We start from the raw sequence: 24017 nt of genomic DNA, 5'->3' as shown, positions 1-24017 counted from the left end.
GACCGCGAGGGGCCGGGACCGTCGTCCGACGGGCCCGGCCCCTCCGTGTCGTCCCGGAGGCGTCCGGCAGGCGTGCGGGCGGGGCTCAGTCCACGAGCACGCCGGGGTTGAGGACGCCCCGCGGATCGAGGGCCCCCTTCGCGGCCCGCAGGGCGAGGGCGAAGGGCTCGGGGCGCTGGCGGTCGTAGCCCGGGCGGTGGTCCCGGCCGACGGCGTGGTGGTGGGTGATGGTGGCCCGGTGGCGGTGCAGGACCTCGTTCGCGACGGCCTTGAGGTCGTCCCAGACCGCGACCTCGTCCCCGGCCCGGCCGGCGGCGAGTACGGTGAAGTACGGCGCCGCGCCGTCCGGATACACGTGTGTCAGGCGGCAGTTGACGGTCGCGGGGAAGCCGGTGGCCTTGGTCGCCGCCTCGCCCACCTCCCGGCGTACCTCGTCGATCAGGTCGGGGACGCGGTCCCAGGTGGCCGCCGTCTCGAAGGTCTCGGCGATCGCCCCCATCCGGGCCAGGCCGTCGCGGAGGTAGGGCATCCGCAGGAAGGCCGAGCGCCAGGCGCCCACCGCCGCGTCGCCGTCCGGGCTTCCCGCCGAGCCGCCGACCGCGTTGTCCTCACCCGCCCCGTCGTACCGGCCGCCGTGCGAGCGGGCCAGCGCGACGGCCCGTTCGAGTCGGGCCGTCACCGGTTCGTCCGCCGACTCGAACCCGAGGACCAGTACCGAGCTGCCGTCGTGCGCCGCGCCCGACAGCGCGGCCTCACCGGAGTCCAGCAGACGGCAGTTGGCGGGGGAGAGGTCGGACTGCGCGAGGGCGCGCACCGCCCGCAGGGCGCTCCGGAAGTCCGTGAACGCGACCGAGGCGGACGCCTTGTGGCGGGGGCGTTCCTGCAGGCGCACCCATGCCTCGGTGATGATGCCGAGGGCCCCCTCGGAGCCCAGGAACAGGCGGTCGGGGGAGGGGCCGGCCCCGGAGCCGGGCAGCCGCCAGGAGTTGCTGATGCCGGCCGGGGTCACGACGCGCAGCGACTGGACGAAGTCGTCGATGTGCGTGCGGCCGGTGGCGTAGTGGCCGCCGGCCCGGGTGGCGAGCCAGCCGCCCAACGTGGAGAACTCGAAGCTCTGCGGGAAATGCCGCAGGGTGAGGCCGTGGGGCCGCAGCTGGTCCTCCAGGCTCGGTCCGAGCGTGCCGGCCTGGATGCGCGCCGCCCGACCCTCGCAGTCCACCTCCAGTACGCGGTCCATGGCGGTCAGGTCCAGGGACAGGACGGCCCGGTGGGCGTCGCCGCGGTACTCGACACCACCGGTGACCGAGGAGCCCCCGCCGTACGGGACGACGGCGACCTGCCGCTCGCCGGCCCAGTCCAGCAGATCGGCCACGCCCTGGTCGTCGGTGGGGCGGGCGACGAGATCGGGGATGCGGCCCGGGCGTCCACGCAAGGCGCGCACCACGTCGCGATAGGCCTTGCCCATGGAGTGCGCGGCGCGGTCCGCGGGATCCGAGCCGACCAGGTGGGCGAGGCTCCGGGGAGGTTCGACGGCGGGGGCGGCGACGGCCAGGTCGCGGACGCGGGGGACGGGGAGCGGACGGCTGAGGGTGCCGGGGAGCAGGGCGCCCATCGCGGCGCACTCCGCGTCGTCGGGATGCGCGTCCGCCCAGCCCCAGCCCCACCAGGAGCGGGTGCGGGCGGTCGGTCGGTCGGGTTGCGAGGTGGTGCCGGCCATGGCGGCGCTCCAGGTGTCGAGGTAATTTACCTAGTGGTAAATTACCTACTGATAATATCGGCTCATGGCAACCCCCTCCTCGCATTCCTCGAAGGCCGGCACCAAGGGAGTCCCGCGGCAGCACCGCCGTCGGCAGATGCTGGAGGCGGCCACGGAGGAGTTCGGCACGCACGGCTACGCGGCGGCGTCGCTGCCCGCGATCGCCGCACGCGTGGGCGTCACCAAGACGCTGCTGCACCAGTACTTCGGCACCAAGGAGGACCTGTACGTGGCCTGTCTGGTCCCGGTCGGGGACCGGCTGCTGGACACCATCCGCGCGGCGATGGGTGAGGGCGGGACCGCCGCCCCGCACACGCCGCTGCGCGTGCTGCACAGCATCTTCACCGCCCTGGAGGGGCAGCGGGAGGCGTGGTTCGTGCTCTACGACACCACGCTGCCGCCCGGTGGCGAGGCCGCGCGCCGGGCCTCGGCGTACTGGTCGGCGATCGACCGGCTCGCCGCCGGCGGCACTGCGGAACTGCTGCGTTCGGCCGGATCCACCGACCCGCTGGACGCCGACGCGCTCAAGTACGTCTGGCGGGACCTGGTCGCCACCCTCGTCCGCTGGTGGGTCAAGCACCCGGAGCAGACCCCGGAGGCCATGACACGGCGGTGCGCCCGCCTCTTCGCGGCCGCCGCCACGCTCACGCCCGACGAGCGCCGCGGCTGACACCGCCGCCGGCGCGGCGTGCGGCGGCCGCGCGGCCCCCGTCGTCGGTGCCCACCGCTACGGTCGGTCCAGCTGAGCGCGCCAGGTGCAGGGTGGCCCGCCCCCTTCCCGGACGGGGGACTACCGGGCGCGCTCCTGTTCGGCCTGCGCGGCCTTCGCCGCCTTGAGCTTGCGCCACACGGTGCCCAGCGCCTCCAGGTCCCGCTCGTCGAGCAGTTCGGTGAAGACGGGGGCCAGCGCTTCGCGCCTGGTGGCGTCGGCCTCGGTGAACACCGTGCGCCCCGCCTCCGTGAGGGAGACCTCGACCGACCGGGCATCGCGCGCCGAGGGTGTGCGGGTCACCAGGCCCCGTGTCTGCAGGGCGTCCACGACGCGGGAGACCTGGCTGCGGCTGAGCAGGGTGCTGTTGCCGAGTACGGAGGCGGGCACCGGCTCGGGGCTGGAGGCCAGCCAGAGCATGACCTCGAACCAGGACACGGGGAGGTCGTGCGCCTTGACCAGGGCCCGGTCGACACGATCGGTCATGACGGTTCCGGCCCACACCAGCCCGTAGAAGGCGTAGTCGGCCGCCGGCATCTCGGCTTCGGTGAGCTTCTTCGGCATGTCGGCAGTCTAGAGCTTGCGTGCGCACGCACATAATTTTATAGTGTGTGTGCACGCACATAAATCCCCCCGTGAAAGGCCCGCCATGTCGACCACCCCCGCCTCCGGCTCCACCACCTCCGCCCGCACCGTCCTGATCACCGGAACCTCCTCCGGTATCGGCCTGGCCGCCGCGATCGCCGCAGCCCGGGCGGGCTGGCGTACGGTCGCCACCTTGCGCGACACCGGCCGCGCCGACGCCCTGCGCAAGGCCGCCGTCGAGGCCGGTGTCGAGATCGACATCCGGCAGCTCGACGTCGTGGACGAGGCCTCCGTCACCGCCGCCGTGGAGGGCGTCGTCGCGGACTACGGCCGGCTGGACGCCGTCGTCAACAACGCCGGCGCCGGGCACGTGGGCACCCTGGAGCTCGAATCCGTCGCCGACGTCCGCGAGGTCATGGAGGTCAACTTCTTCGGCGTCCTGAACGTCTCCAAGGCCGCGCTGCCGCACCTGCGGGCCACCGGCGGCCGGCTGATCACGGTCACCAGCGTCGGCGGCGTCATCGGCCAGCCCTTCAACGAGGCCTACTGCGCCGCGAAGTTCGCCGTGGAGGGATACATGGAGAGCCTGGCTCCCGTCGCGGGCGCCGTCGGTGTGAGCGTGTCCGTCATCGAGCCCGGCGCCGTCGCGACGGAGTTCGTGAACAACATCGGCCTCGACCTCGAAGCCCGGATCGCCGCCGCCGGCCCGTACTCCGACGCGCTGCGCCACTACGTCGAGCGCACCGTCGGCCAGTTCATGAACGGCGCGCAGACGCCGGCCGGCGCCGCCGAGTCCGTCATGGAGGCGCTCACCGTCGAGCGGCCCGCCTTCCGTATCCAGACCTCCCAGTGGGCCCGTGACTTCACGGGGAACAAGCTGGTCGACCAGGACGGCTCGGCTGTCGTCGGCATGACCGGAGCCTGGGTCGGCTGACCTGCCGCGAGCGGCCCGCCCGGAATCGGGTCATGATGGCCGGAGGCGGACGAGTCCTTCGCGCGGTCCCCGGACCGCGCGGCGGCCGCCCCGGCCGGGAGGTGACCCGTGGGCATGGACGAATCACGCAAGGCCTGGTTCATGATCGGCGCCGTCGTCGCCGTCATCCTCCTGGACCTCCTGGCGATCATCCTGATGAACACCCTCGGCTGACACCCGCCTGACGGACGGCGGGGCCGGCCCGGTCGAGCGGGCCGCACAGCCCGGTGACGGACATGCCGATCACCGGGCTGTCGTGCTGCCCGGCGTGGCGAGAGCCCGCCGCTGAGCGCCGACGAACGGTCCCCGTCCGTCGGAGAGGATGTCCGGCTCAGCCCTGACAATCCGTCAATTTTTATTGTGTACAAGGCCTTTACGCACCTTCGGTGCGCAAGGAACGGAGTCTGCCCGGCCTCTTGCCGTGTCGCCCCGGTTCGCGAATGATGCTCGCGGCGCGTCGGTCGACGGTGTTCCGTCGCGATGCGTCCGCCACCCTCGCACCCGGCCGGCCAGGAGGCCCGTTTTGCGGACGAACCGTCACATCCGGCGATCGATGGTGGTCGTCGGTGCCGCCCTCGCGGTGGTCGTCGCCGTTCCCCAGGTGGCCTTCGCGGCGCCGCCCCCGGCGCTCCCCGGCAAAGCCGAAGCGATCGAGCTGACCTACCAACCCGCCTACGACTACGACACCGACGGTTGCTACCCGACCCCAGCCATCAGCGCGAACGGAGTCCTCAACGGCGGGCTCAGGCCCACCGGCGCCCTCAACGGCAGCTGCCGGGACGCCTCGGACCTCGCCAACACCAACGGCTACTCCCGCTGGAAGTGCAACAACGGCTGGTGCGCCGTCCTTTACGCGTTGTACTTCGAGAAGGACCAGGCCCTTCCCGGCATCGAGCTCGGCGGCCACCGCCACGACTGGGAGCACGTGGTCGTGTGGATCCAGGGCGACGAGGCCAAGTACGTCGCGACCTCCGCCCACGGGGACTTCGACATCCACGCGCGCGACCGGATCCGCTGGGACGGCAACCACCCCAAGATCGTCTACCACAAGGACGGCATCGGCACGCACTGCTTCCGCGCGGCGAACACCAACGACGAGCCGCCCGAGAACCACCGCGGCACCTGGCAGTTCCCCACGCTCGTGGGGTGGTCGGGCTACCCGGCGACCGTGCGCGAAAAGCTCACCGCGGCCGATTTCGGCAGCGCGCACTTCGGCCTGAGGGACGACTCCTTCGCCAACCACCTGGCGGAGGCCAAGCCGGCCGGCATCCCCTTCGACCCGTACCAGTAAGACCGGCACCGGCACCGGCACCCGAACCGGCACCGGCCTCGCAGCGAGCGGGACCGGTGCCGGTGGCGACGCCTGTCGTCAGCCCGCCCAGATCCTGCGGTACCCCTCGCGGTATCCGGACGGGTCCCAGGACGTGGCGCCGTCGCTGTTGTCGGCCGTGGCGATGTGCACCGGGGCCACGTAGCCGCTGGCCGGTCGGCCGGCGAAGGCGCGGTTGAACTCGTCGACGATCTGCCAGCCCTGCTGGTTCAACGGCTCGGGCACGGTGGCGGCCTGGAACTGCTCGCTGTTGATCCGCTGGAAGGCGGAGGGGTCGCCGTCGCCCGCGCCGATGTTGAACGGCGGCCCGGAGCCCGGCCGGCCCGCCGCCCGCAGGGCCGGCGCCGCGTCCGCGAAGTACAGGTCGTTGATGGCGGCGGAGTACGTCCAGTCGTCCCCGAAGCGGGAGAGCAGCGAGGAGACCGCCTGCCCGGTGCGGCTCGCGGCGTCGGGGATGGGGATGTTCTCGTAGCTCAGCAGTCGTACGCCGGAACAGGTGGCCAGCTCCTTGCGGATCAGCTCGGCCTTGTTCTTGGCGAACGGGATCGAGTCGTCGGTGAAGAGGACGACTCCGGCATCGCCCTCGGACCGGGCGATGATCCAGTCCGCGCTGATCCGCGCCACGTCCTCCACCTTGGTGGTGACGTTGGTGAACAGCTTGGGTCTCTCGCTCGGGCCGGGGGATCCCACCGCGTGCCAGCCGATCACCGGGATGTCGGCCGCCTCGGCCCGCGCCATCTGCTGCGAGGTCAGCTGGGGGTCGAAGCCGCCGATGACGATGCCCGAGGGCCGAAGGGTGATGGCCTGGCTGAGCGCCGCCTGGATACCGGCCGGGGTGCCGTCCCCGTCGATGACACGGACCTGCCAGCCGATGGCCTTCGCTGCCTCCTCGACGCCCTTCGCGACGCCCGCGACACCGGGGTTGGTCATGGTCTGCGCGACGTAGACGATCGACTTGCCGGGGACCGCGGCGGGGCCGGTGGTGGGGCCGTGCCACGCGGTGTCGGTCTTCTCGGCCCGCGCGACGGCCGCCCCGGCGCTCGCGAGGGCGGTGGGGCAACCGGCCGCCTTGGGCGGCGCGGCGCCGGTGGCGGGGCCACCGCTCCCGCAGCCGACGAGCAGGGTGGCGGCCGCCGTCAGCAGGGCCGCGGTCGTGAGTGGGGTCCTGAGCTGCGGGCGGGGGTGCGAGTCGTTCGGGTACACGGTGCTCCTGACGCGGTGCGCGTACGAACTTTCCTAGGGGGTGCGCAGCCGGCGGCGGGCGGAGTAGCCGGCCAGGCCGACGGCGATGAGCAGGGTGGCGCCGTTGAACAGCGGGGTGGCCCAGAAGTCGGCGCCGAGCTGGCCGATGCCGGCGAGCCCGATGGCGAGGACGGCGACGGCCACGACGGTGCCGAGGGCGTTGACGCGGCCGGGTTTGATCGTGGTGGACCCGAGCAGGGCGCCGACGAAGGCGGGCAGCAGGTAGTCCAGCCCGACGGTCGGATTGCCGGTCTGCTGCTGGGCGGCGAGGAGGACCCCGGCGAGGCCGGTGACCAGGCCCGATCCGGCGAAGGCGTAGACGGAGTACCGGTGGCTGGGGATGCCGATGATGTCGGCGGTGCGTCGGCTGGAGCCGATCACGTACATGTACCGGCCGAGCGGCAACCGTTCCAGGACCAGCCAGAGCGCGGCCGCGAGGGCCAGGACGTAATAGGCGGGCAGCGGCAGCCCGAGGAAGCGGGAGTCGTAGAGGCCGGTGAAGGCGCTGGGCAGGCCGTCCGGGCCGGGGACGATGCGGGAGCCGTCGGTGATCCAGCCGGTGACCGCGTACATCATGCTGCCGGTGCCGAGGGTGGCGATGAAGGAGTCGATGCGCACGTACTCGACGATGACGCCGTTGAGGACGCCGACCAGCGCCCCGCCGAGGACCACGGTGAGACAGGCGAGCGGCCACGGCCAACCCGTGTCGACGATGAGCCGCATCACCAGCACATGGGCCAGGCCGAGGCCGTAGCCCATGGACAGGTCGAACTTGCCGGTGGCGATGGGGATGGTCGCGCCGAGGGCCAGGATGGCCGGGATCGACTGGTTGGACAGGATCGAGGAGACGTTGTCGCGGGTGGGGAAGGTGTCCGGCAGGACCAGGGAGAAGACCAGGAAGAGCAGGACGGCCAGGACCAGCAGGCCGTAGGTGCCGAGGTGGTGCCCCCGCAGGTGGTCCGGCAGGGAACGCCCAGCAGGATCGGGCGACGCGGGCGAGGGCGACGGCGAGGGCGAAGGGGGCATGGTCATCGGTCCGTCGTGGGTCCGGTGATCGCGGGCATGGCCGAGGCGGTCCGGGTGAGTTCGGAGACCGTGAGGGCCGCTCCGCTCAGCTCGGTGCTCACCCTCCCGCGGACGAACACCAGGGCGCGATGGCACACGTCCGCGACCTCCTCGAAATCGGTGGAGATGAGCAGGACCGCCAGGCCCGAGGCCCGTGCGTCGTCGAGGAGCCGGTGGATGGTGGCCTTGGCGCCGACGTCCACCCCGGCGGTCGGCTCCTCCAGGACGAGCAGGCGCAGGTGTCCCCGCAGCCATCGGCCGACCATGACCTTCTGCTGATTGCCGCCGGACAGGGTGGCGATCGGCACCTCGCTGTCGCGGGGGTGCACCGAGAACCGGTCGATGAGGGCGGTGGCCTCGCCGCGCTCGCGCCGGGGGCTGATCCAGTGCGCCGCCGGGGCGCCGGCCGCGCGCGGGTTCGCCAGGAAGTTCTCCCGAACGGTCAGGTCGGGGGCGCAGCCCTCCTCCTGACGGTTGGCCGCCACGAAACCGATGCCGGAGTCGAGCGCGGAGTGGACCGTACGCGGGTGGTACGGGCGGCCGTCGAGCAGAACCCGCCCGCCGAGGATCGGCCGGGCGCCGGCGAGGGCGCGGCCCAGTTCCATGTGGCCGGCGCCGGTCAGGCCGACCATGCCGAGGATTTCTCCGGCGCGCAGGTCCAGGCTGACCTCTCCGGAGGCCACGGTCCGCACCCGGTCGAGGCGCAGCAGGGGCGCGCCGGTGGCCGGGGGTGCGCCGGGTGTCCGGCGGGCCGGTGCGTGGCCCACGATCGCGCGCACCAACCGGTCCGGGCTGTGACCGGCGAGGGGGCCCCGATCGACCAGCCGGCCGTCCCGCAGCACGGCGAAGGTGTCGGCGACCTGGTAGACCTCGTCGAGCCGGTGGCTGACGTAGAGGATGCCGTGGCCGCGGTCGCGCAGGGTGTGGAGCACGTCGAAGAGCCGCGCGCAGTCGGCGGCCGGGAGCGTGGCGGTCGGCTCGTCGAGCACGATGAGTTCGGCCCGGGTGGCGAGGGCGCGGGCGATGGCGACGAGCGAGCGCTCGGCGGGGCCGAGGCGCCCGATCCGGGCGTCGGCGTCCAGGTGCCCGGCGACGATCCGCAGGGCCTCGTCGCAGCGCTCCCGGGTCCGTCGCCAGGAGATCAGCCCGTGGCGGCGGCGGTAGCCGGTGACCAGGGCGATGTTCTCGGCCACCGTCATCCACGGGACGAGACCGAGGTCCTGGTGGATGAAGGACATGTTCCGGGTCGCGGCGTGGCTGCCGAGGGGATGGCCGGCCACCGTCACCTCACCGGCGTCGGCCCGTAGGACCCCGGCCAGTACCTTGATCAGGGTGGATTTCCCGGCTCCGTTGGGGCCGAGCAGGGCGAGGACGCCGCCGCGGTGGAGGTCGAGGTCGACCGCGTCCAGCGCGAGCGTGCCGCCGAACCGCTTGCTCAGGCCGCGCACGCGGACGAGTGGTGCGGCACCGGAGTGCGAGGGTGGGCTCGCCCAGGTGTCGGGAGCGTCATGCACAGACTTCTCCGGGGGTCGGCCTCCGAGTTCTTCCCGACGGTACGGGGCACTCTACGGGGATGGGGTGGGGCATTCCCGGCATGTCGTCGCAGGGTCTGACCCCATTGGCCGAACGGCCGGGGCGCGGGGTCATGCCGCGGCGAGGCTGCACTCGGCCCAGATGACCTTGCCGCCGGTGGTGTAGCGGGTGCCCCAGGACTGGGCGAGCTGTGCGACGAGGAACAGGCCGCGGCCGCCCTCGTCGGTGGTCGCCGACCGGCGCATGCGCGGGGCGCTGCTGCTGGCGTCGTGCACCTCGCAGATCAGGTTGCGGTCATGGATCAGGCGCACCCGGATCGGCGCGGTCCCGTACCGGACGGCATTCGTGACCAGCTCGCTGAGCAGCAGTTCCGTGGCGAAGGCGGACTCCTCCAGCCCCCACCGGTTCAGCTGGCTCACGGAAGCGGCGCGGACCTCGGAGACCAGGGCCGGATCGGCGTCGAGCTCCCAGGTGGCGATCCGGTCCGCGGGGACGGCGTTGGTGCGGGCGACGAGGAGCGCGATGTCGTCGGCGGGGTGCTCGGGTGCCACGGCGTCGAGGACCGCCTGGCAGGTGTCCTCGGGGGCCCGGTCCGGGTGGGCCAGTGCCCGGTTCAGGGCGTCGAGGGCCACGTCGACGTCGCGGTGGCGGTCCTCGATGAGTCCGTCGGTGTAGAGGACGAGCTGGCTGTGTTCGGGGAGCCGGATCTCGACCGACTCGAAGGGCAGGCCGCCGAGGCCCAGCGGGGGGCCGGCGGGCAGGTCGAGCAGGGACACGGCGCCGTCGGGTCGGACCAGCGCGGGCGGCGGATGGCCGGCGCGGGCCATCGTGCACAGCTGGGAGGTGGGGTCGTAGATGGCGTACAGGCAGGTGGCGCCGACGATGCCGGTGCTGGCGGAGTCGGGACCGTCCCCGCCCTCCTCCCGGTCGAGGCGCACCATCAGGTTGTCGAGGTGGGTCAGGAGCTCGTCGGGGGCGAGTTCCAGCTCGGCGAAGTTGCGGGCGGCGGTGCGCAGCCGGCCCATCGTCGCGGCGGCGTGCAGTCCGTGGCCGACGACGTCGCCGACGAGCAGGGCGACCCGGGCTCCGGACAGGGGGATGACGTCGAACCAGTCGCCGCCCACGCCCGACTCGGCGGGCAGATAGCGGTGGGCGACCTCGACGGCGCTCTGCTCGGGGAGCCCGCGGGGGAGCAGGCTTCGCTGCAGGGAGAGGGCCAGGGTGTGTTCGCGGGTGTAGCGGCGGGCGTTGTCGATGCAGAGGGAGGCCCGGGCGGCGAGTTCCTGGGCCAGCGAGCGGTCGTCGTCCCCGTACGGGGCGGGGTCCTGCGAGCGGTAGAAGCTCGCGACGCCGAGGACGGCGCCACGGGCGAGCAGCGGGACGGTGATGAGGGAGTGGATGTTGTGCGCCAGGAGCAGTTCGGCATGCTGGGGGTCCTGGGCGATCCAGCCGAAGGCGGCCTTCAGATCCTGTTCGAGCACCGGCTGCCCGGTGGCGATGCACCGCATGTGGGGCGTGGTGGGCCGCAGGCTGACCTGCGAGCCGACCGGATAGAAGGGGCAGTCCTCGCGAATGCCGTGGACCACCGTGCGGTGCATCTCGGTGGTGGGATGCGGGGATTCCTCCCCGAGCAGGACGCCCGCGGGCAGGTCGATGGTGACGAAATCGGCCAACCTCGGGACGGCCGTCTCGGCGAGCTCCCAGGCGGTACGGCTCACGTCGAGGGTGGTGCCGATGCGGTTGCTGGCCTCGGCGAGCAACTCCAGGCGCCGGCGCGCCGCGACGGCGTACTTGCCCACCTCGGGCTCGCCCACCAGCACCAGCCCTCTGACCCGGCCGGCCCGGGTGGGTCCGTCGGCCGGTGGTGCGCCGCGCGCGCGGGCGCTCGCCGGGTCGGGACCGGGGGCGACGTGGGGCCGGAACGCGGGCGGCGGCGCGGCGGGGGCGTGCGGGTGGGTGGGGGCGGGGGCGTGCCGCTCCGAGTCCTCGGGCAGCAGGGCCTCGACGACGACCCCCTCCACCCCGGCGGCGCTCGTCACGGGGCGGCTGACCAGGGTGACCCACCGGCCGCGGGACAGGGGCACCTCGGCGGCGGCCCGCCGGTCCCCGGACATCAGCTCCGTGGCCTTCTCCTTGAGGGTCGCCTGGTCGCTCTGCTCCAGCTCGCTCCGGAGGAAGTCGGCCATCGCGACCGGGTGTCCGTCGAGACCGTGCTCGCCGCTCCGGGCCAGGTGCGCGGCATCGAGGTAGGCCTGCAGCAGACCGTGCTCGCGTGCCGAACTCTGGTCCATCAGTCGCCGCTCGATGGCCTCGGCGGCCTTGCGCACCACGGGGATCAGCGCCGGGTCCGCGTCGGTGTAGGGATAGCCGAGACACAGGACGCCCTGGATGTGCCCGCTGAGCTGGTCACGGAGCGGGATCGCGGTGCAGGCGCTCGCCTGGGACCGTTCGGCGAAGTGCTCGGCGCCGTAGACCTGGCACAGCCGGCGTTCGGCGAGGCTGAGGCCGATGCCGTTCGTCCCGGCGAACCGCTCGGCGAAGACGAACCCGGGGAGGATCTGGATCGGGGCGAGCCTCCTGACCATGGACTTCTCGCCGAAGCGTCGTGCGAGCACCATGCCGTGCCCGTCGGCGAGGCTGATGTTGGTCTGGCTGCCCGCGAAAATGGCCTGGAGGCGGTCGAGCACGGGCTCGGCGGCGCGCAGCAGCGGACCCTCCAGGTCGATGTCCTGCTCGAAGGGGAGTTCCGACTGGTCCGGCGACAGCCCCAGCAGTCGACTGCGCTGCCACGAACTCAGGATCGGACTTCTCACGCTCCCCTCGACCGACTCGCCCTGCAGGAATCGGTCACGGAAGCGCACGGGGCCGATGCGGTCTCCGACGACCCCCATGTGCATCACATCCCTCACCGGCGCGCCCTCGATCACCAGATTTGAGTATATTCCTCACATTTCGGCAATGAGGGGTGGGAGTGAAGTGATCAGCGGTCCCGGCCGTCACAGGACCGCGACCGGATTGACGGGCGAACCCGTCCCACCGGGCACGTTCAGCGGCGCCACGACGAGCAGGAACGCGTAACGGCCCGCCGCGGCGCACGCGGCCGAGAGCGCTTCGAGATCGAGGTTGTCCAGCAGGGGCACCCCCATCGCCGTCACGGCGAGCGTGTGGACGGGGGAGTGCAGCCCCTCGACCGGCGAAGGCCGCACGTCGCTGTCCCCGTCGCCGCCCAGCAGCGCGACGGCGCGCTCGGCCAGCAGCGGCACGGCGTGGACGTGCCAGCCCGCGCTCGCCCCGTCGGGATTCCACGGGCCGACCTCCCGGCGCCGGCGCAGGGCACCGGAGCGCAGCAGCACCGCGTCGCCGTCCCCGACCGTCACCCCCAGCGCCTCCTCCGCGGCCAGGAGGTCCCGCGCGTGCACCGCACGACCCGGTTCGAGCCATTCGACCCCGAGGGCGGCGGGCAGGTCGACCAGGACGCCCCGCGTGACCAGGGCGCCGAGCGCCGACACCGCTCCGAAGCGGGCCCCTGCCGCGTCGACCACCTCCCGCGCCGCGCGCCCGTCGTACAGTCGCCCCCGGTAGGCGACGTGTGACAGTGCGTCCAGATGCGTCACGCCCTTGCCGTGGTAGTCCGCGCCGAGGAAGTCCTTGTAGACGGACGGCTCCGGAGCCTGCACGTCACCGAGGTCGGACATGTAGTGCAGGGCGGGCTTGGTGTTGTCCGGCCCGGGGCGGGTGTCCCAGGGGCGTGCCAGCGGGACGACCGTTCCGTCCCGGACCGCGGCGGTGGCCCCGCGCGCGTGCCGCACCGTCACCCGGTTCCAGGCCCCGCGGTCGGCCGCCGCCCACCGGCCCCACGTACGGACCGACGCGAACAGCGCGTCGAACTCCTCGCGGGAGACGGCGGGCCCGTTGACGGGGCCGCCGACCTGGTCACCGGTGGGGTTGCCGCTCATCTCCCCAGTGTCCGGCGCCCCGTGCCCCCGTGCCGGCCGGGAGACGTTCTCGGGGGAAGGGCGCGCCGATCGCCCGCGCTAGGGTGCGCACGTGAGCTTTCATGTCGTCATAGGTTTTGGTCCCGCCGGCTCCGCAACCGCCCGGCTCCTCGCCGAACAGGGCCGTACCGTACGGGTCGTCACCAGATCGGGCCGCAGCCCGGAACCCGGGATCGAACACGTCGCTCTGGACGCGACGGACACCCGGGGGCTGATCGAGATCGCGCGGGGCGCGACGGCGATCCACAGCTGCGCGGCACCGCCCTACCACCACTGGGCCGTCGACTGGCCGCCGCTGGCCTCCTCGCTCTGCGCCACGGCCGAGGAGACCGGGGCCGTCCTGGTCATGCTGGGCAACCTCTACGGCTACGGCCCGGTGGACGGCCCCATGACCGAGGAATTGCCGCTCGCGGCCACCGGCGCCAAGGGACGGGTCCGCGCCGCGGTCTGGGAGCGGGCGCGAGAACTGCACGAGCAGGGCCGGATCCGAGCCGTCGAGGTGCGCGCCTCGGACTTCTTCGGACCCGGCGTCACCGACGGCGGCCACCTGGCCGCACGGGTCGTGCCACCGCTGCTGCGCGGCAAGCCCGTCACCACACTGGGGGACCCGGACGCCCCGCACAGTTGGACCTACCTCCCCGATGTCGCCCGGACGCTGGTCGAGGTCGCGGACCAGGAGCGCGCCTGGGGACGCGCCTGGCACGTACCGACCCAGCCGGCGCTGTCCGTAAGGGAGATGGTCGGGCGACTGTGCGCCCAAGCGGGGACGGGCCCGGTCGCCGTGCGCGGGCTGCCGTCCGCCGTGGTCGGCGTGGCCGCGCTGTTCTCCCCGCTGATCCGTGAACTGAAGGAGATCCGCTACCAGTTCGACCGTCCGTTCGTCGTAAATTCGAGCGCCTACGAAGCGGCGTTCGCGGTACGGTCCACCCCCGTCGACGAGCAGGTCGAGGAGACCGTCGCATGGTGGCGCGAGCGACTCGCGACCGGCGGCGGACCCAGGTGACAGGACAGGGATGGACCATATGGAGGACCCCAGGCCACGGCGCGAGGACATCGCCGTCGTGGGGATGGCGTGCCGATTCCCGGGAGCGCGCGATGTCAACCAGTACTGGCGGCTCCTGACGGCCCCACAGGCCCAGTTCGCGGTGATCCCCGACTCGCGCTGGCGCACCGCGACCTTCCTCGGCTACAGCCTCCGTGACGCCTCGTCGGCGTACACGGACACCATGGCGCTGTTGCCGGACGTGGGCCACTTCGACGCGGCCCACTACGGCATCCCGCCGCGGCGGGCCCGGGCGATGGACCCGCAGGCCCGGCTGCTGATCGACCTCGCCCGCGAGGCCATCCAGGACGCGGGCTGGGAGGCCGACGGCTTCGACCGCGAGGAGACCTCGGTGATCACCGCGCTCACCGAGGGCGGCTACCGCGAACTCAGCACCCTGCAGATCCGGATGCGCCAACTGGCCGGTGGTGAGTTCGGGGCCCGGCTCGCCCACCCCGGCCTGCCCGAAGCGGTCCGGGCCGTCCACGGGCTCAACGGCACGTCCGTGGCAGGCCTCCTGCTCAACATGGGGCCCAACACCATCAGCTCCGTCTTCGACCTGCACGGCGAGAGCTACGCCCTGGACTCGGCCTGCTCGGGCGGTCTCATGGCCGTCGCCAACGCCGTGCACGCGTTGCGTGCCGGTCGCACCCGCATCGCCCTCGCGGGCGGCGCGCAACTCGTCCTCACTCCGGACCTGTTGGTCGGGCTGTGCCGGATCGGCGCCATCTCGCGCAGCGGCCGCTGCCTGCCCTTCGGCGCGAAGGCCGACGGGTTCGTCCTGGGCGAGGGCGCGGGAGTCCTGGTGCTGCGCCCCCTGACCGACGCCCTGGCGGCGGGCGACCGGGTCTACGCGGTGATCCGAGGCGTGGGAACGGCCAACGACGGGACCGTACAGGGCGGGATGCACCCCCAGGCGGCCGGTCAGCTCCGCACACTGCGCCGGGCCTACCGGGACGCGGGACTCGCCCCGGACGCGGTGGGCTATCTGGAGGCGCACGGCACCGGGACCACGGTCGGGGACCCCGTCGAGCTCGGTGTCCTGCGCGAACTGCGCGGAGCGCGACCCGAACCCGCCTACCTCGGCGCCGTGAAGGCGGTGGTCGGTCACTCGCTGAACTCCGCGGGGATCGCCGGGCTCATCAAGTCGGTCCTGGCCGTGCAGCGGGGCGTGATACCCCCGCAGCCGGAGTGCGACCTGGCCGATCGCCCCGCGCTCGACGCCGCCCGGCTCACCGTGGCGACCACCCCGACACCGTGGCCCGACCGCGCCGGGCCGCGCCGGGCGGGAGTGAGCGCCTTCGGCTTCGGCGGTACCGGCGTCCACCTGGTGGTGGAGGAGTGCACCACGCCGCCGGCCGCACCGGCAGCACCCACCGACCCGGACCACGGACCGCACGTACTGGCCCTCAGCGCCCGTGACCGGGACGGACTGGCCCGCTACGCCCGCGAGCTCGCGGACACCCTCGCCGAGGACCGGCCCGCGCCGGCCGCGGTGGCGGACACCCTCGCCCGCCGCACGCCCCTCACGCACCATCTCACCGTGGTGGCGCGGGACCTCGCCGACGCGACCGCCCGGCTGACGGCGGCGGCCGCCGCCCTCGCCGCCGGACGTACGGACGAGCTCGCGCAGTACACCGAGCACGCCCCCGCGCCCCGGCCGCCCGTGACGGTGCGCACGCCCCCGTGCACCCTGCCACCGAGCCCGCTGTCCCCGCGTCACCACTGGGTCGTGGACGAATCGGCGCGTGAGGTCGCGGCTCCCACCGAGTCGATACCCGCGGCGGCCGCCGTGCCACGCCCCGGCGGCGCGCGCACCGGCACGGCCACGGTCGCCGTGCCCTCCGCGTCCACCGTGTCCCTCGTGCTCGAAGAGGTCTCGCGGACCGGTGTCTTCCCGCTCTCCGAGCTGCGCGGGCACCTGACCCTGGTGACCGATCTCGGATTCGACTCCCTCATGCTGCAGGAGCTCGAAGTCAACATCGCCAAGCGGATACCGGGCTTCCGGCACGAGGAGCTGTTCTCGCCCGAACTCACCGTCGGCCGGCTGATCGAACTCGTCGATCCGGACACCGCGCCCGGAACCACCCCGCACCACGTGCCGCCGCCGGCCCCCGCCGTACCGGCCCCCCGGCAGGAGCGCTCCACATGGGCCGCCGGCACGGCAGTCATCGACGACTTCCCGGAGGTCGGTGAGTTCGAGCGGCGCCTCGACCGGATCACCGACGGCGGTGCGGAGAACCCGTACTTCCGGGTCCACCAGGGCAACATCCGCGACACGACCCTCATCGCCGGCCGAACCCTGTTGTCCTTCGGCAGCTACAACTACCTCGGGCTCTCCGGCCATCCGGCCGTCGACGAGGCCGTGCACCGGGCGGTGGACCGGTACGGCACCTCGGTCTCCGCCAGCCGCGTCCTCTCCGGCGAACGGGACCTGACCGTCCGGCTGGAGCGGGCACTCGCGGACTTCCTCGGCGTCGGCGACTGCCTGGCCCTGGTCAGCGGGCACGCCACCAACGTCACCACGATCGGGCACCTCGTCGGCCCCGAGGACCTCGTGGTGCACGACGCCCTCGCCCACGACAGCATCCTCCAGGGCTGCGCCCTGTCCGGCGCGGCACGACGCCCCTTCGCCCACAACGACATGGGGCAGCTGGAACACATGCTCCGGCTCAACAGGTCCCGGTTCCGACGGGTGCTGATCGCCGTCGAGGGCGCCTACAGCATGGACGGCGACCTCGTCGACCTGCCCGCCGTGATCGAGCTGAAGAAGCGCTACGGCGCCCTGCTCATGATCGACGAGGCCCACAGCATCGGCACCGTCGGCGAACGAGGCCGGGGTGTCGGCGAGTTCTTCGACGTCGACCGATCCGATGTGGACCTGTGGATGGGCACCCTCTCCAAGGCCTTCGCCAGCTGCGGCGGTTACCTCGGCGGCTCGGCCCGGATGGTGCGCTGGCTGCGCCACACGCTCCCCGGCTTCGTCTACAGCGTCGGCCTGACCCCGGCCAACGCGGCCGCGGCACTGGCCGCCACCGAACTGCTCACCGCGCAGCCCGAGCGGTTGCGCGCGCTGCGGCGGAACTCCGAACTCTTCCTCGGGCTGGCCACCGCGGCCGGACTGGCGACGGGCTCCAGCGCCGGCACCCCCATCGTGCCGTGCGTCCTCGGCGACTCGGCGAAGACCCTGCACGTCGCGAACGGGTTGTTCGCCCGTGGCGTCGTCGCGGACCCGATCTTCCACCCCGCCGTGGAGGAGGGGCAGTCGCGCCTGCGGTTCTTCGTCACCAGCGAGCACCACGAGGAGGACATCCGACGGGCGGTGTCGATCCTGGCCGAAGAGGTGGCGGCAGCCGGACGTTAAGTGATCCATCTCAGATCAGGGTGCGTTCGATGCGGCTGAGCGTGGCGCTCTTGGCGGGGTTGCCGTCCTCGTCCGCCGCCGCGGCCGGCGCCGTGGCGTGCCGCTGCTCGGCGTCGCCGAGCCGCTGGGACAGGAGGTAGGCGATGATCTCCGCCTCCTGCTCCTGGACGTCGTCGTAGGTCGCGCGCAGGAGCATGTCACGGACGAGTTGGGGGTCGAGGTTGGGGAAGAGGAGGCGCGCCGCCGCCTCGTCCAGCCCGCCTGCCCCGCGATGGCAACAGATGATGTGGCCCAGCTCGTGCAAGATGATGTGCTCCTGATGCGCGCCGGTGGTGTTGGCGTCGTAGAAGATGAGGTCCTCGTCGCGAGCGGCCACCCACATGCCGCACGGATGCGACGAGGGCATCTGCATCGGGACCAACGTGATCGGACGGTCGCGCACCTCGCCGAGGTGGCGGCAGAGCTCGGCCACGTCGGTCGCCGTCGGCAGGTCCAGTTCGGCGATCCGCTGCGCGCCGGCCTTCCGGAGCTTCTTGAGCCGGCTACGGCGCTCGTGATCGGCCGCCCGCTCCTTGCGGGCGCCCCTCATGGCGACTCGGAGGGGTCGGCGACGGGCGGCAGACCCTGCATCTGCCGGTACTGGTCCATGATGGCCGTGATGGCCTGGAGGTTCTCCTTCTTCATACCGGCCGCCCGCATCGCCACGGCGCGTACGCCGGACTGCCGCAGGGCCTCGATGGCGGCGAGCTCCCCGAGCACGGACTCGGCGACCTTGTCGTCGAAGAAGTAGGCGACCGAGACACCGAAGAACTTGGCCAGCGCGGACAGCAGGTCCGGCGAGGGATTGGAGCGCTTCCCCGTGCGCAGCTGCGACAGGTACACGCCGCCGACCTTGAGTTCGGGGTTCACCCGCTTCAGCTCGTCCGCGACCTCGGCGTTGGTCCAGTGCTTGCCCTTGGGGCGGACCGTTCGGAAGAGGTCGTCCAGGCGCGTCGCGAGCAGGGGGCGTTCCTCACTCCCGTTCTCGGCGTCCTTCTCGATCCCGGTCATGGTGGCCCATCCTCCCGTCGCCTCCTCGGCATAGCTCTCAGCTATACGCCAGTTTCACAGATTAGCGGTCAGTTGACAATTGACCAGGACTCGGCGAACGTGGGGTCCGGCCGATAGCTGGCAGCTAACTTGCGCTCACGGGGGACGCACAGTTGGTCGCCGGTGGCATCGGACTGGCCCGGCCCTCGGGGGATGGGCCGGGCCAGTCCGGGCGGGAGCCACCCGTCCGGCCGCGCAACAGCGGGGGAAACGGGATACCCGCCCGGTTTGACGGGGGATGCAAACCGGGCGGGAGTTCTCAACTCGCCTTGTCGAGCTTACTGTAGGCGGCTGCCACTTGGGTGAGCCATGCCACCTCTGCCGCGAAGTTGCTCGTATCGCGGTCGTCGAAGTCGCCCGCGTCCTTGTTGTTCTGCGGGACCGTGCGGGTCAGTTTTGCCTGCAAGGCGCGCTTGATCTGTGTGGCTTCGGTGAAGGCCTGCCGGGATTCCGCACTCGCCCCCTTGGCCGGATCGTGACCCTCGCCGGTCGCCCGGTCGATGTACGGACGCAAGTCCCGCCACCCGTCCCGTATTTCGACGACCCGGCGGTGCAGCCGGTAGTCGAGGTCGGACACCGCGGCGCCGGGCGGCTCCAGGGCGATGTCCGGGGAGGACTCGTACAGGTCCCGCCAGAGCGGATAGAGCGCCCGGTACGACCGGTACGTGCGGGCCCACTCCAGGAGCCGGGTCGCGGCCGGACCCCAGGAGGAGTTGGTCAGGCTGAGCGAGAGCATCACGATGCCCGCGGCGCTGAAGACCGAGGCGGCGACCTTCCAGACGCCGATGTCGACGCCGAACGCCGCCGTGAGGATGTTGACGGTCCGGGCCAGGCAGTAGAGGAACAGGACCACGGCGGTGACCGAGAGCAGCCGAAGGGCCTGGCGCAGCGAGGCGTTGTCCGTCATCCGCGCGTACGGACCGCACTGGAGGTAGATCGTGACGCACGGGATCGCCTGCGAGACGATGAACGCCAGGAGATACGTGAGCAGCAGCGGCTCGCTCGTGCCGTCGAAGTCCGAGGCCGGCCGACCGGTTCCGTCGGCGAGGAAGAACAGGACCGCCAGCAGCAGGTCGAGGACGATGCCGGTGATCAGCCAGTAGCGGGTCTTGCGTACGGCCTCCTCGTCCGCGGCGGCCCACCGCAGCAGAATGATCTGCGCGCTGACACAGAAGGCGACCGCCGACAGGTGCATGAGGAGCACGGCGAGGTTGCCGACTCCCAGGAGCGGCGCGCCCCCCATGGCCAACGCCCCCATGGTGAAGGTCAGGCACTGGAGCAGCAGCGTGGCGATCAGCGTGCGGTACGCGCCGTCCTTCCAACTGCGCCGCGCCTGGCACAGCCGGTAGACGAGCGCCGCGTACGACGAGAGCGACGCGATGACGAAGCAGAGGGTTCTGGTGGTGTTCACGTCCTGGTTTTCTGCCGGTGCCGCGCGGGCGACGGACGGTCAGTCGGTGTGCTCGGCCGGGGGGACGTCGAGGCCGATGCTCTCGGCGGCCACGGCGATGGCGTAGTCGAAGAACGCGACCTCGTCCCGGACGCTGTCGTGGGTACGGCTGAAGACCTGGAACACCAGGAGGCCGATCAGATTGCTCCACAGGACCATGCCGCGCTCGACGATGTCCGAGAACGGAGCCTCGGGCGCGCCGCCGAAGAGCTGCAGGGCCTCCGGCAGGAGCAGCGGCGGACCCGGCACCGGCCGCCGGGGCGGGGTCAGTTCACCGGCCTCCAGCGCGGAGCGCACGATGCCGGCGAGGACCGCGGGGGTGCGCGAGGCCGACGGGACCGTGTCCTGCGGGGCGTGGTAGCCGGGTACGGGCGAGCCGTAGATCAGGGTGAACTCGCCGGGGTTGTCGAAGGACCACCGCCGGAGCGCCCGGGTGACCGCGAGGAGCCGGGCGCCCCCGGACGCGCCGGCCTTCGTGGCCGCGCCGTCGGCTTCTTCCATCGCCTCGCCGGACGCCTCGTAGGCGTCGATGACCAGCGCGGTCAACAGGGCGTCGCGGTGCGGGAAGACGGCTTCGACATCGGCGAGGGGAAGACCGCCGGCACGCGCCACGGCATCGAGGGACAGCGCTGCGGCGCCCAGCTCCACCAGCTGCTGACGCGCGATGTCCTTGATCACCACCGCCGGGGTGATGTCGTCGTCCTCGGTCGAACTGATTGCGGAAACATCCATGCCGGAACCGTACCCGCCGCCAACTGGGGCTGTGCGAACGGTCGCTCGAACACCCTGGTCATGCACTGTGATCCGGCCATCGGGCGGGTACGGATCGTTCCGGGCGAATCCGGTCGAGCGCCGGGCGTCAGGTGTCGGACAGGGTGCTGGGGCCGCCCGTCAGAGCGACGTGCAGGCCGTCCGACCGGACCTCGGCGGAGGTCGCGGCGAGCCCGAGCGGGTACTCCTTCGGCGCTCCCGCCTGCGGGCCGAGGCCGCCGGCGGCGATACCGAGCCGGTCGGTGGGGACGGAGCGGCCGAACAGGGTGAGCCCGTCGACGGCGAGGGTGACCTTGCCGTCCGCGAGCACCGGACGCAGCGTCAGCCGCCCGAGGCCGCCCGGGCCGACGTCCGCGAGTACCGTCCCCCGCGCCGGGTCGGTGGTGACCGCGGCCACCGCCACGGACGGCACGGCGGCACGGATCGCGCCGGCGAGCGACTGCGTGGAGACCGTCACCTCGGCACGGGTGCTGCCGACGGTGGTCGTCCCGCCGAGGCGGACGTCGTCCAGCCGCGCCCGGACGCGGACCTGGGAGAGCCGCCCCACCTGGGCGTCGTCACTGCTGATGTCGAGCCGGGGGATGTTCTCGTGCGCCAGGTCCCACAGGGCCCAGCCGCCGGCGACACCGACCGCCACGTCGTCGCCGAGGCCGGGAGCCGCCTTCAGCACGCGGCCGTGGATGACGCCGCGGACCGTGTACTCGGCCGCGCCGGTGGCGACGACCGCGAGCAGCAGCACGGCGGCCGTGACCGTGAGGACGAGGTGCCGGCGCAGGACCGCCCGGGTCTTCGTCAGGGGGTGCTTCATCGCCGTTCTCCTCGGGCGGGCGCGAGATCGGGGGAGGTACCGGGATCCGACACGGCATCGGGTCCGGACACGGCACCGGGATCGGGTACGGCAGGGGGCTCGGGCGCCTCGGCGGGGCCCTCCGGGTCGAGGTGCGGAAGGAACCGGTCCAACCAGCCCGGGAGCCACCAGTTGGCGCGCCCGAAGAGGTACATGGACGCGGGTACCAGCAGCAGGCGGACCACGGTCGCGTCGATGATGACGCTGACCCCCAGGCCCAGCGCGAGCATCTTGACGGCCACGTTCGTGGAGAGCAGGAAGGCGAGGAAGACGCTGGTCATGATCAGTGCCGCGCAGGTGATGACACGGGCGGTGGCGGCGAGGCCGGTGGCGACGGCCAGGTGGTTGTCCTCGGACTGCAGCCAGACCTCGCGGATCCGGGAGAGCAGGAACACCTCGTAGTCCATGGAGAGACCGAAGACGATCGCGAACATCATCATCGGTACGTAGGACTCGACGGGCACCTCCTCGGTGATGCCGAACAGTGCGCCGCCCCAGCCCCATTGGAAGACCGCGACGACCACGCCGTAGGCGGCGGCGATGGAGAAGAGATTGAGCACGGCGGCCTTCAGCGCCACCAGCGGGCTGCGGAAGACGGTGAGCAGCAGCAGGAACGCGGCGGCGACGACCACGGCGATGATCAGGGGCAGCTTGGCGGTCAGGGTGTCGGTGAAGGTCTGCGCGGCGGCGGTCGTACCGGTGAGGTAGCCGGTGGCTCCGGTGCCCGACAGCGTCCGGGGCACCGTCTCGTCCCGCAGGGTGTGGATCAGGTCCGCGGTGGCCGCGTCCTGCGGGCCGGTGGTGGGCACGACCGTGGTGATGAGCAGGGCGCGGTCGGGGCTGGGCACCGGGGGAGTGACGGAGGCGACGCCCGGTACGGCGGCCAGCTCGCGCCGGAGCGAGGTCGCGAGGCCTTGGCGCAGGCTCTCGCTCTCGGCGTGCCGGCTGTCGAGGTGGGTGACCACGGTGAGCGGGCCGTTGGCGCCCGGGCCGAAGTCCTCGGTGATCAGGTCGTAGGCCCGGCGGTCGGTCCGGCTGGTGGACTGGGCGCCGGCATCGACGTGTCCGAGGCGCATGGACGCGAGCGGGACCGCGAGGACGCCGAGCACGAGCAGGCCGCTGACCAGGAAGAGCCAGGGGCGGCGGCTCACCCGGACGGCCCAGCGGTGCCACACGTCCGCCTCGCCGGAGGGTTCGGCGACCGGCTCGCGGACGTGGAAGCGGTCGATCCGGCGGCCGAGCAGACCCAGCAGGGCGGGGGTCAGCGTCACCGACGCGGCGGCGGCCACGAGGACACTGAGTCCGGCGGCGACGCCGAGGGCACCGATGAAGCCCACGCCGGAGGCGCACAACCCGCACAGGGCCATGGCCACCGTGGCGGCGGCGACCAGCACGGCCCGGCCGCTGGTGGCGACCGTACGGCCGACCGCCTCGGCGGGGTCGGCTCCGGCGTGCAGCAGGGCCCGGTAGCGGGTGGCGAGGAAGAGGGCGTAGTCGATGCCGACGCCGAGGCCCATCATCGCGGCCAGGGTCGGGGCCGCCTGGGCGAAGCTGAAGTGCCCGGCGAGCAGTCCCAGTCCGGCCAGGCTCACGGACAGCCCGATCACGGCCGTCACCAGGGGCAGGCCGGTGGCGGCGACGCTGCCGAAACCGATCAGCAGCACCAGCACGGCGACGGCCAGCCCGATCGCCTCCGAGGCGCGGTCGGCGGACTTGGGGGTGGCCAGCAGGCCGAGCGGAGCCCCGTACTCGACGGTGAGGTCGTCGGCGCGCAGCGGCTCGACGGCGGTGTCCACCTCGGCGAGGTAGGAAGGGTCGAAGCTCGCCGGGTTGCCGTCGAAGCGGACGGTCACCTGGGCGGTTCCGCCGTCCGCGGAGACCGCCCCGGGGGTGGTGAGCGGGTCGGCCACCGACAGGACGTCCGGGAGCCGGCCCAGGTTGTCGACGGCCGTGTCGATCGCCGCCCGGTGATCGGTGACCGGCCCCTCGTCGGAGGTGATCACGAGCGCGGAGGCCGTGCCGCCGGCCCCGTCCGTGTGGGCCGTCAGCAGGTCGGCGCCGGTCTGGGTACTGGTGCCGGGGAGGGAGAAGCTGTCCGCGTAGGTGCCGCCCCAGGTGTGGTTGGCGAGCCCGAGGCCGACCAGTGCCAGGACCCATAGGGCGACGACGCGCCAGGCGTGCCGGGCGCACCAGCGCCCGCTCCGGTGGAGGAGCCCCGGCCGCCGGGTCGATTCGATGTTCATGGGGACACAGTGCGCGGTGCGTG

The 24017-nt window shown here is 72.6% G+C and carries 18 protein-coding genes; 5 read left to right on the top strand and 13 right to left on the bottom strand.

Translation table 11 applies throughout. The features are described from left to right. Window positions 1-85: 85 nt before the first annotated feature. A complete protein-coding gene (locus tag ACWG52_RS02640) occupies window positions 86-1717 on the bottom strand; it encodes an FAD-binding oxidoreductase (protein ID WP_390165847.1) in 1632 nt (543 codons plus the stop codon). 64 nt (window positions 1718-1781) lie between these two features. On the opposite strand from ACWG52_RS02640, the gene ACWG52_RS02635 reads away from it, so the two are divergent. Further along, complete coding sequence (locus ACWG52_RS02635; RefSeq protein ID WP_390138524.1) at window positions 1782-2426, top strand: TetR/AcrR family transcriptional regulator; 645 nt, start codon at window positions 1782-1784, stop codon at window positions 2424-2426. Between the two features lie 120 nt (window positions 2427-2546). Here ACWG52_RS02635 and ACWG52_RS02630 read toward each other — a convergent pair whose 3' ends face one another. Then, window positions 2547-3029, bottom strand: a complete 483-nt coding sequence (locus ACWG52_RS02630; RefSeq protein WP_375935205.1) for a MarR family winged helix-turn-helix transcriptional regulator — start codon at window positions 3027-3029, stop codon at window positions 2547-2549. 85 nt (window positions 3030-3114) lie between these two features. On the opposite strand from ACWG52_RS02630, the gene ACWG52_RS02625 reads away from it, so the two are divergent. Then, complete coding sequence (locus ACWG52_RS02625) at window positions 3115-3984, top strand: SDR family NAD(P)-dependent oxidoreductase (protein WP_390138526.1); 870 nt, start codon at window positions 3115-3117, stop codon at window positions 3982-3984. A gap of 592 nt (window positions 3985-4576) precedes the next feature. Then, window positions 4577-5314, top strand: coding sequence for an NPP1 family protein (locus ACWG52_RS02620; protein WP_389803289.1), 738 nt, complete (start codon window positions 4577-4579; stop codon window positions 5312-5314). A gap of 78 nt (window positions 5315-5392) precedes the next feature. Here ACWG52_RS02620 and ACWG52_RS02615 read toward each other — a convergent pair whose 3' ends face one another. From ACWG52_RS02615 to ACWG52_RS02595, 5 genes are all read right to left on the bottom strand, one after another. Beyond that, on the bottom strand, window positions 5393-6556 hold the full coding sequence (locus ACWG52_RS02615; RefSeq protein ID WP_389802052.1) for a substrate-binding domain-containing protein: 1164 nt from the start codon (window positions 6554-6556) through the stop codon (window positions 5393-5395). A gap of 33 nt (window positions 6557-6589) precedes the next feature. Then, window positions 6590-7627, bottom strand: coding sequence for an ABC transporter permease (locus ACWG52_RS02610; RefSeq protein ID WP_389802055.1), 1038 nt, complete (start codon window positions 7625-7627; stop codon window positions 6590-6592). Continuing rightward, window positions 7624-9174: a sugar ABC transporter ATP-binding protein gene (locus tag ACWG52_RS02605; protein ID WP_453127668.1), complete on the bottom strand. Its 1551-nt coding sequence runs from the start codon at window positions 9172-9174 to the stop codon at window positions 7624-7626. The genes ACWG52_RS02610 and ACWG52_RS02605 overlap by 4 nt, the downstream gene beginning before the upstream one ends. A gap of 129 nt (window positions 9175-9303) precedes the next feature. After that, complete coding sequence (locus tag ACWG52_RS02600) at window positions 9304-12084, bottom strand: SpoIIE family protein phosphatase (RefSeq protein WP_389802061.1); 2781 nt, start codon at window positions 12082-12084, stop codon at window positions 9304-9306. A gap of 105 nt (window positions 12085-12189) precedes the next feature. Beyond that, entirely contained in the window at window positions 12190-13149 is a 960-nt protein-coding gene (locus ACWG52_RS02595; RefSeq protein ID WP_389802065.1) for a cyclase family protein, read from the bottom strand. Between the two features lie 91 nt (window positions 13150-13240). Here ACWG52_RS02595 and ACWG52_RS02590 point away from each other — a divergent pair, with 91 nt between their 5' ends. Together ACWG52_RS02590 and ACWG52_RS02585 are read left to right on the top strand one after the other, a co-directional pair. Beyond that, window positions 13241-14191, top strand: coding sequence for an NAD-dependent epimerase/dehydratase family protein (locus ACWG52_RS02590; RefSeq protein ID WP_390138533.1), 951 nt, complete (start codon window positions 13241-13243; stop codon window positions 14189-14191). Between the two features lie 19 nt (window positions 14192-14210). Then, window positions 14211-17594 carry an aminotransferase class I/II-fold pyridoxal phosphate-dependent enzyme gene (locus ACWG52_RS02585; RefSeq protein ID WP_453127665.1) on the top strand — a complete coding sequence of 1128 codons (3384 nt, stop codon included), beginning with the start codon at window positions 14211-14213 and terminating at the stop codon, window positions 17592-17594. 10 nt (window positions 17595-17604) lie between these two features. Here the strand turns inward: ACWG52_RS02585 and ACWG52_RS02580 are convergent, their stop codons facing one another. The 6 genes from ACWG52_RS02580 to ACWG52_RS02555 form a co-directional block, all read right to left on the bottom strand. Further along, window positions 17605-18183, bottom strand: coding sequence for a toxin (locus ACWG52_RS02580; protein WP_389802074.1), 579 nt, complete (start codon window positions 18181-18183; stop codon window positions 17605-17607). Further along, window positions 18180-18644 carry a helix-turn-helix domain-containing protein gene (locus ACWG52_RS02575; RefSeq protein ID WP_389802077.1) on the bottom strand — a complete coding sequence of 155 codons (465 nt, stop codon included), beginning with the start codon at window positions 18642-18644 and terminating at the stop codon, window positions 18180-18182. The genes ACWG52_RS02580 and ACWG52_RS02575 overlap by 4 nt, the downstream gene beginning before the upstream one ends. Window positions 18645-18942: 298 nt before the next feature. Next, window positions 18943-20094 (bottom strand): MAB_1171c family putative transporter, encoded by a 1152-nt coding sequence (locus ACWG52_RS02570; RefSeq protein WP_389802080.1) that lies wholly within the window; start codon window positions 20092-20094, stop codon window positions 18943-18945. A 39-nt stretch (window positions 20095-20133) separates the two neighbouring features. Beyond that, on the bottom strand, window positions 20134-20865 hold the full coding sequence (locus ACWG52_RS02565) for a WHG domain-containing protein (RefSeq protein ID WP_390138538.1): 732 nt from the start codon (window positions 20863-20865) through the stop codon (window positions 20134-20136). Window positions 20866-20992: 127 nt separating this feature from the next. Continuing rightward, window positions 20993-21712 (bottom strand): hypothetical protein, encoded by a 720-nt coding sequence (locus tag ACWG52_RS02560; protein ID WP_390138540.1) that lies wholly within the window; start codon window positions 21710-21712, stop codon window positions 20993-20995. Further along, on the bottom strand, window positions 21709-23994 hold the full coding sequence (locus tag ACWG52_RS02555; protein WP_453127662.1) for an MMPL family transporter: 2286 nt from the start codon (window positions 23992-23994) through the stop codon (window positions 21709-21711). The genes ACWG52_RS02560 and ACWG52_RS02555 overlap by 4 nt, the downstream gene beginning before the upstream one ends. Window positions 23995-24017 lie beyond the last annotated feature (23 nt).

It is taken from the genome of Streptomyces sp. CLCI03, assembly GCF_053615355.1.
The sequence above is the reverse complement of the archived record's forward strand: the minus strand, read 5'-3'. Positions and strand labels throughout refer to the sequence as shown.

What these genes read in the sequence shown, in the direction of transcription:
- ACWG52_RS02600 (WP_389802061.1), bottom strand. Translation starts at nt 12,084, where the DNA reads ATGGGGGTCGTCGGAGACCGCATCGGCCCCGTGCGCTTCCGTGACCGA.
- ACWG52_RS02625 (WP_390138526.1), top strand. Translation starts at nt 3,115, where the DNA reads ATGTCGACCACCCCCGCCTCCGGCTCCACCACCTCCGCCCGCACCGTC.
- ACWG52_RS02585 (WP_453127665.1), top strand. Translation starts at nt 14,211, where the DNA reads ATGGAGGACCCCAGGCCACGGCGCGAGGACATCGCCGTCGTGGGGATG.
- ACWG52_RS02555 (WP_453127662.1), bottom strand. Translation starts at nt 23,994, where the DNA reads ATGAACATCGAATCGACCCGGCGGCCGGGGCTCCTCCACCGGAGCGGG.
- ACWG52_RS02575 (WP_389802077.1), bottom strand. Translation starts at nt 18,644, where the DNA reads ATGACCGGGATCGAGAAGGACGCCGAGAACGGGAGTGAGGAACGCCCC.
- ACWG52_RS02565 (WP_390138538.1), bottom strand. Translation starts at nt 20,865, where the DNA reads ATGGATGTTTCCGCAATCAGTTCGACCGAGGACGACGACATCACCCCG.
- ACWG52_RS02595 (WP_389802065.1), bottom strand. Translation starts at nt 13,149, where the DNA reads ATGAGCGGCAACCCCACCGGTGACCAGGTCGGCGGCCCCGTCAACGGG.
- ACWG52_RS02635 (WP_390138524.1), top strand. Translation starts at nt 1,782, where the DNA reads ATGGCAACCCCCTCCTCGCATTCCTCGAAGGCCGGCACCAAGGGAGTC.
- ACWG52_RS02620 (WP_389803289.1), top strand. Translation starts at nt 4,577, where the DNA reads ATGGTGGTCGTCGGTGCCGCCCTCGCGGTGGTCGTCGCCGTTCCCCAG.
- ACWG52_RS02580 (WP_389802074.1), bottom strand. Translation starts at nt 18,183, where the DNA reads ATGAGGGGCGCCCGCAAGGAGCGGGCGGCCGATCACGAGCGCCGTAGC.
- ACWG52_RS02610 (WP_389802055.1), bottom strand. Translation starts at nt 7,627, where the DNA reads ATGACCATGCCCCCTTCGCCCTCGCCGTCGCCCTCGCCCGCGTCGCCC.
- ACWG52_RS02560 (WP_390138540.1), bottom strand. Translation starts at nt 21,712, where the DNA reads ATGAAGCACCCCCTGACGAAGACCCGGGCGGTCCTGCGCCGGCACCTC.
- ACWG52_RS02630 (WP_375935205.1), bottom strand. Translation starts at nt 3,029, where the DNA reads ATGCCGAAGAAGCTCACCGAAGCCGAGATGCCGGCGGCCGACTACGCC.
- ACWG52_RS02640 (WP_390165847.1), bottom strand. Translation starts at nt 1,717, where the DNA reads ATGGCCGGCACCACCTCGCAACCCGACCGACCGACCGCCCGCACCCGC.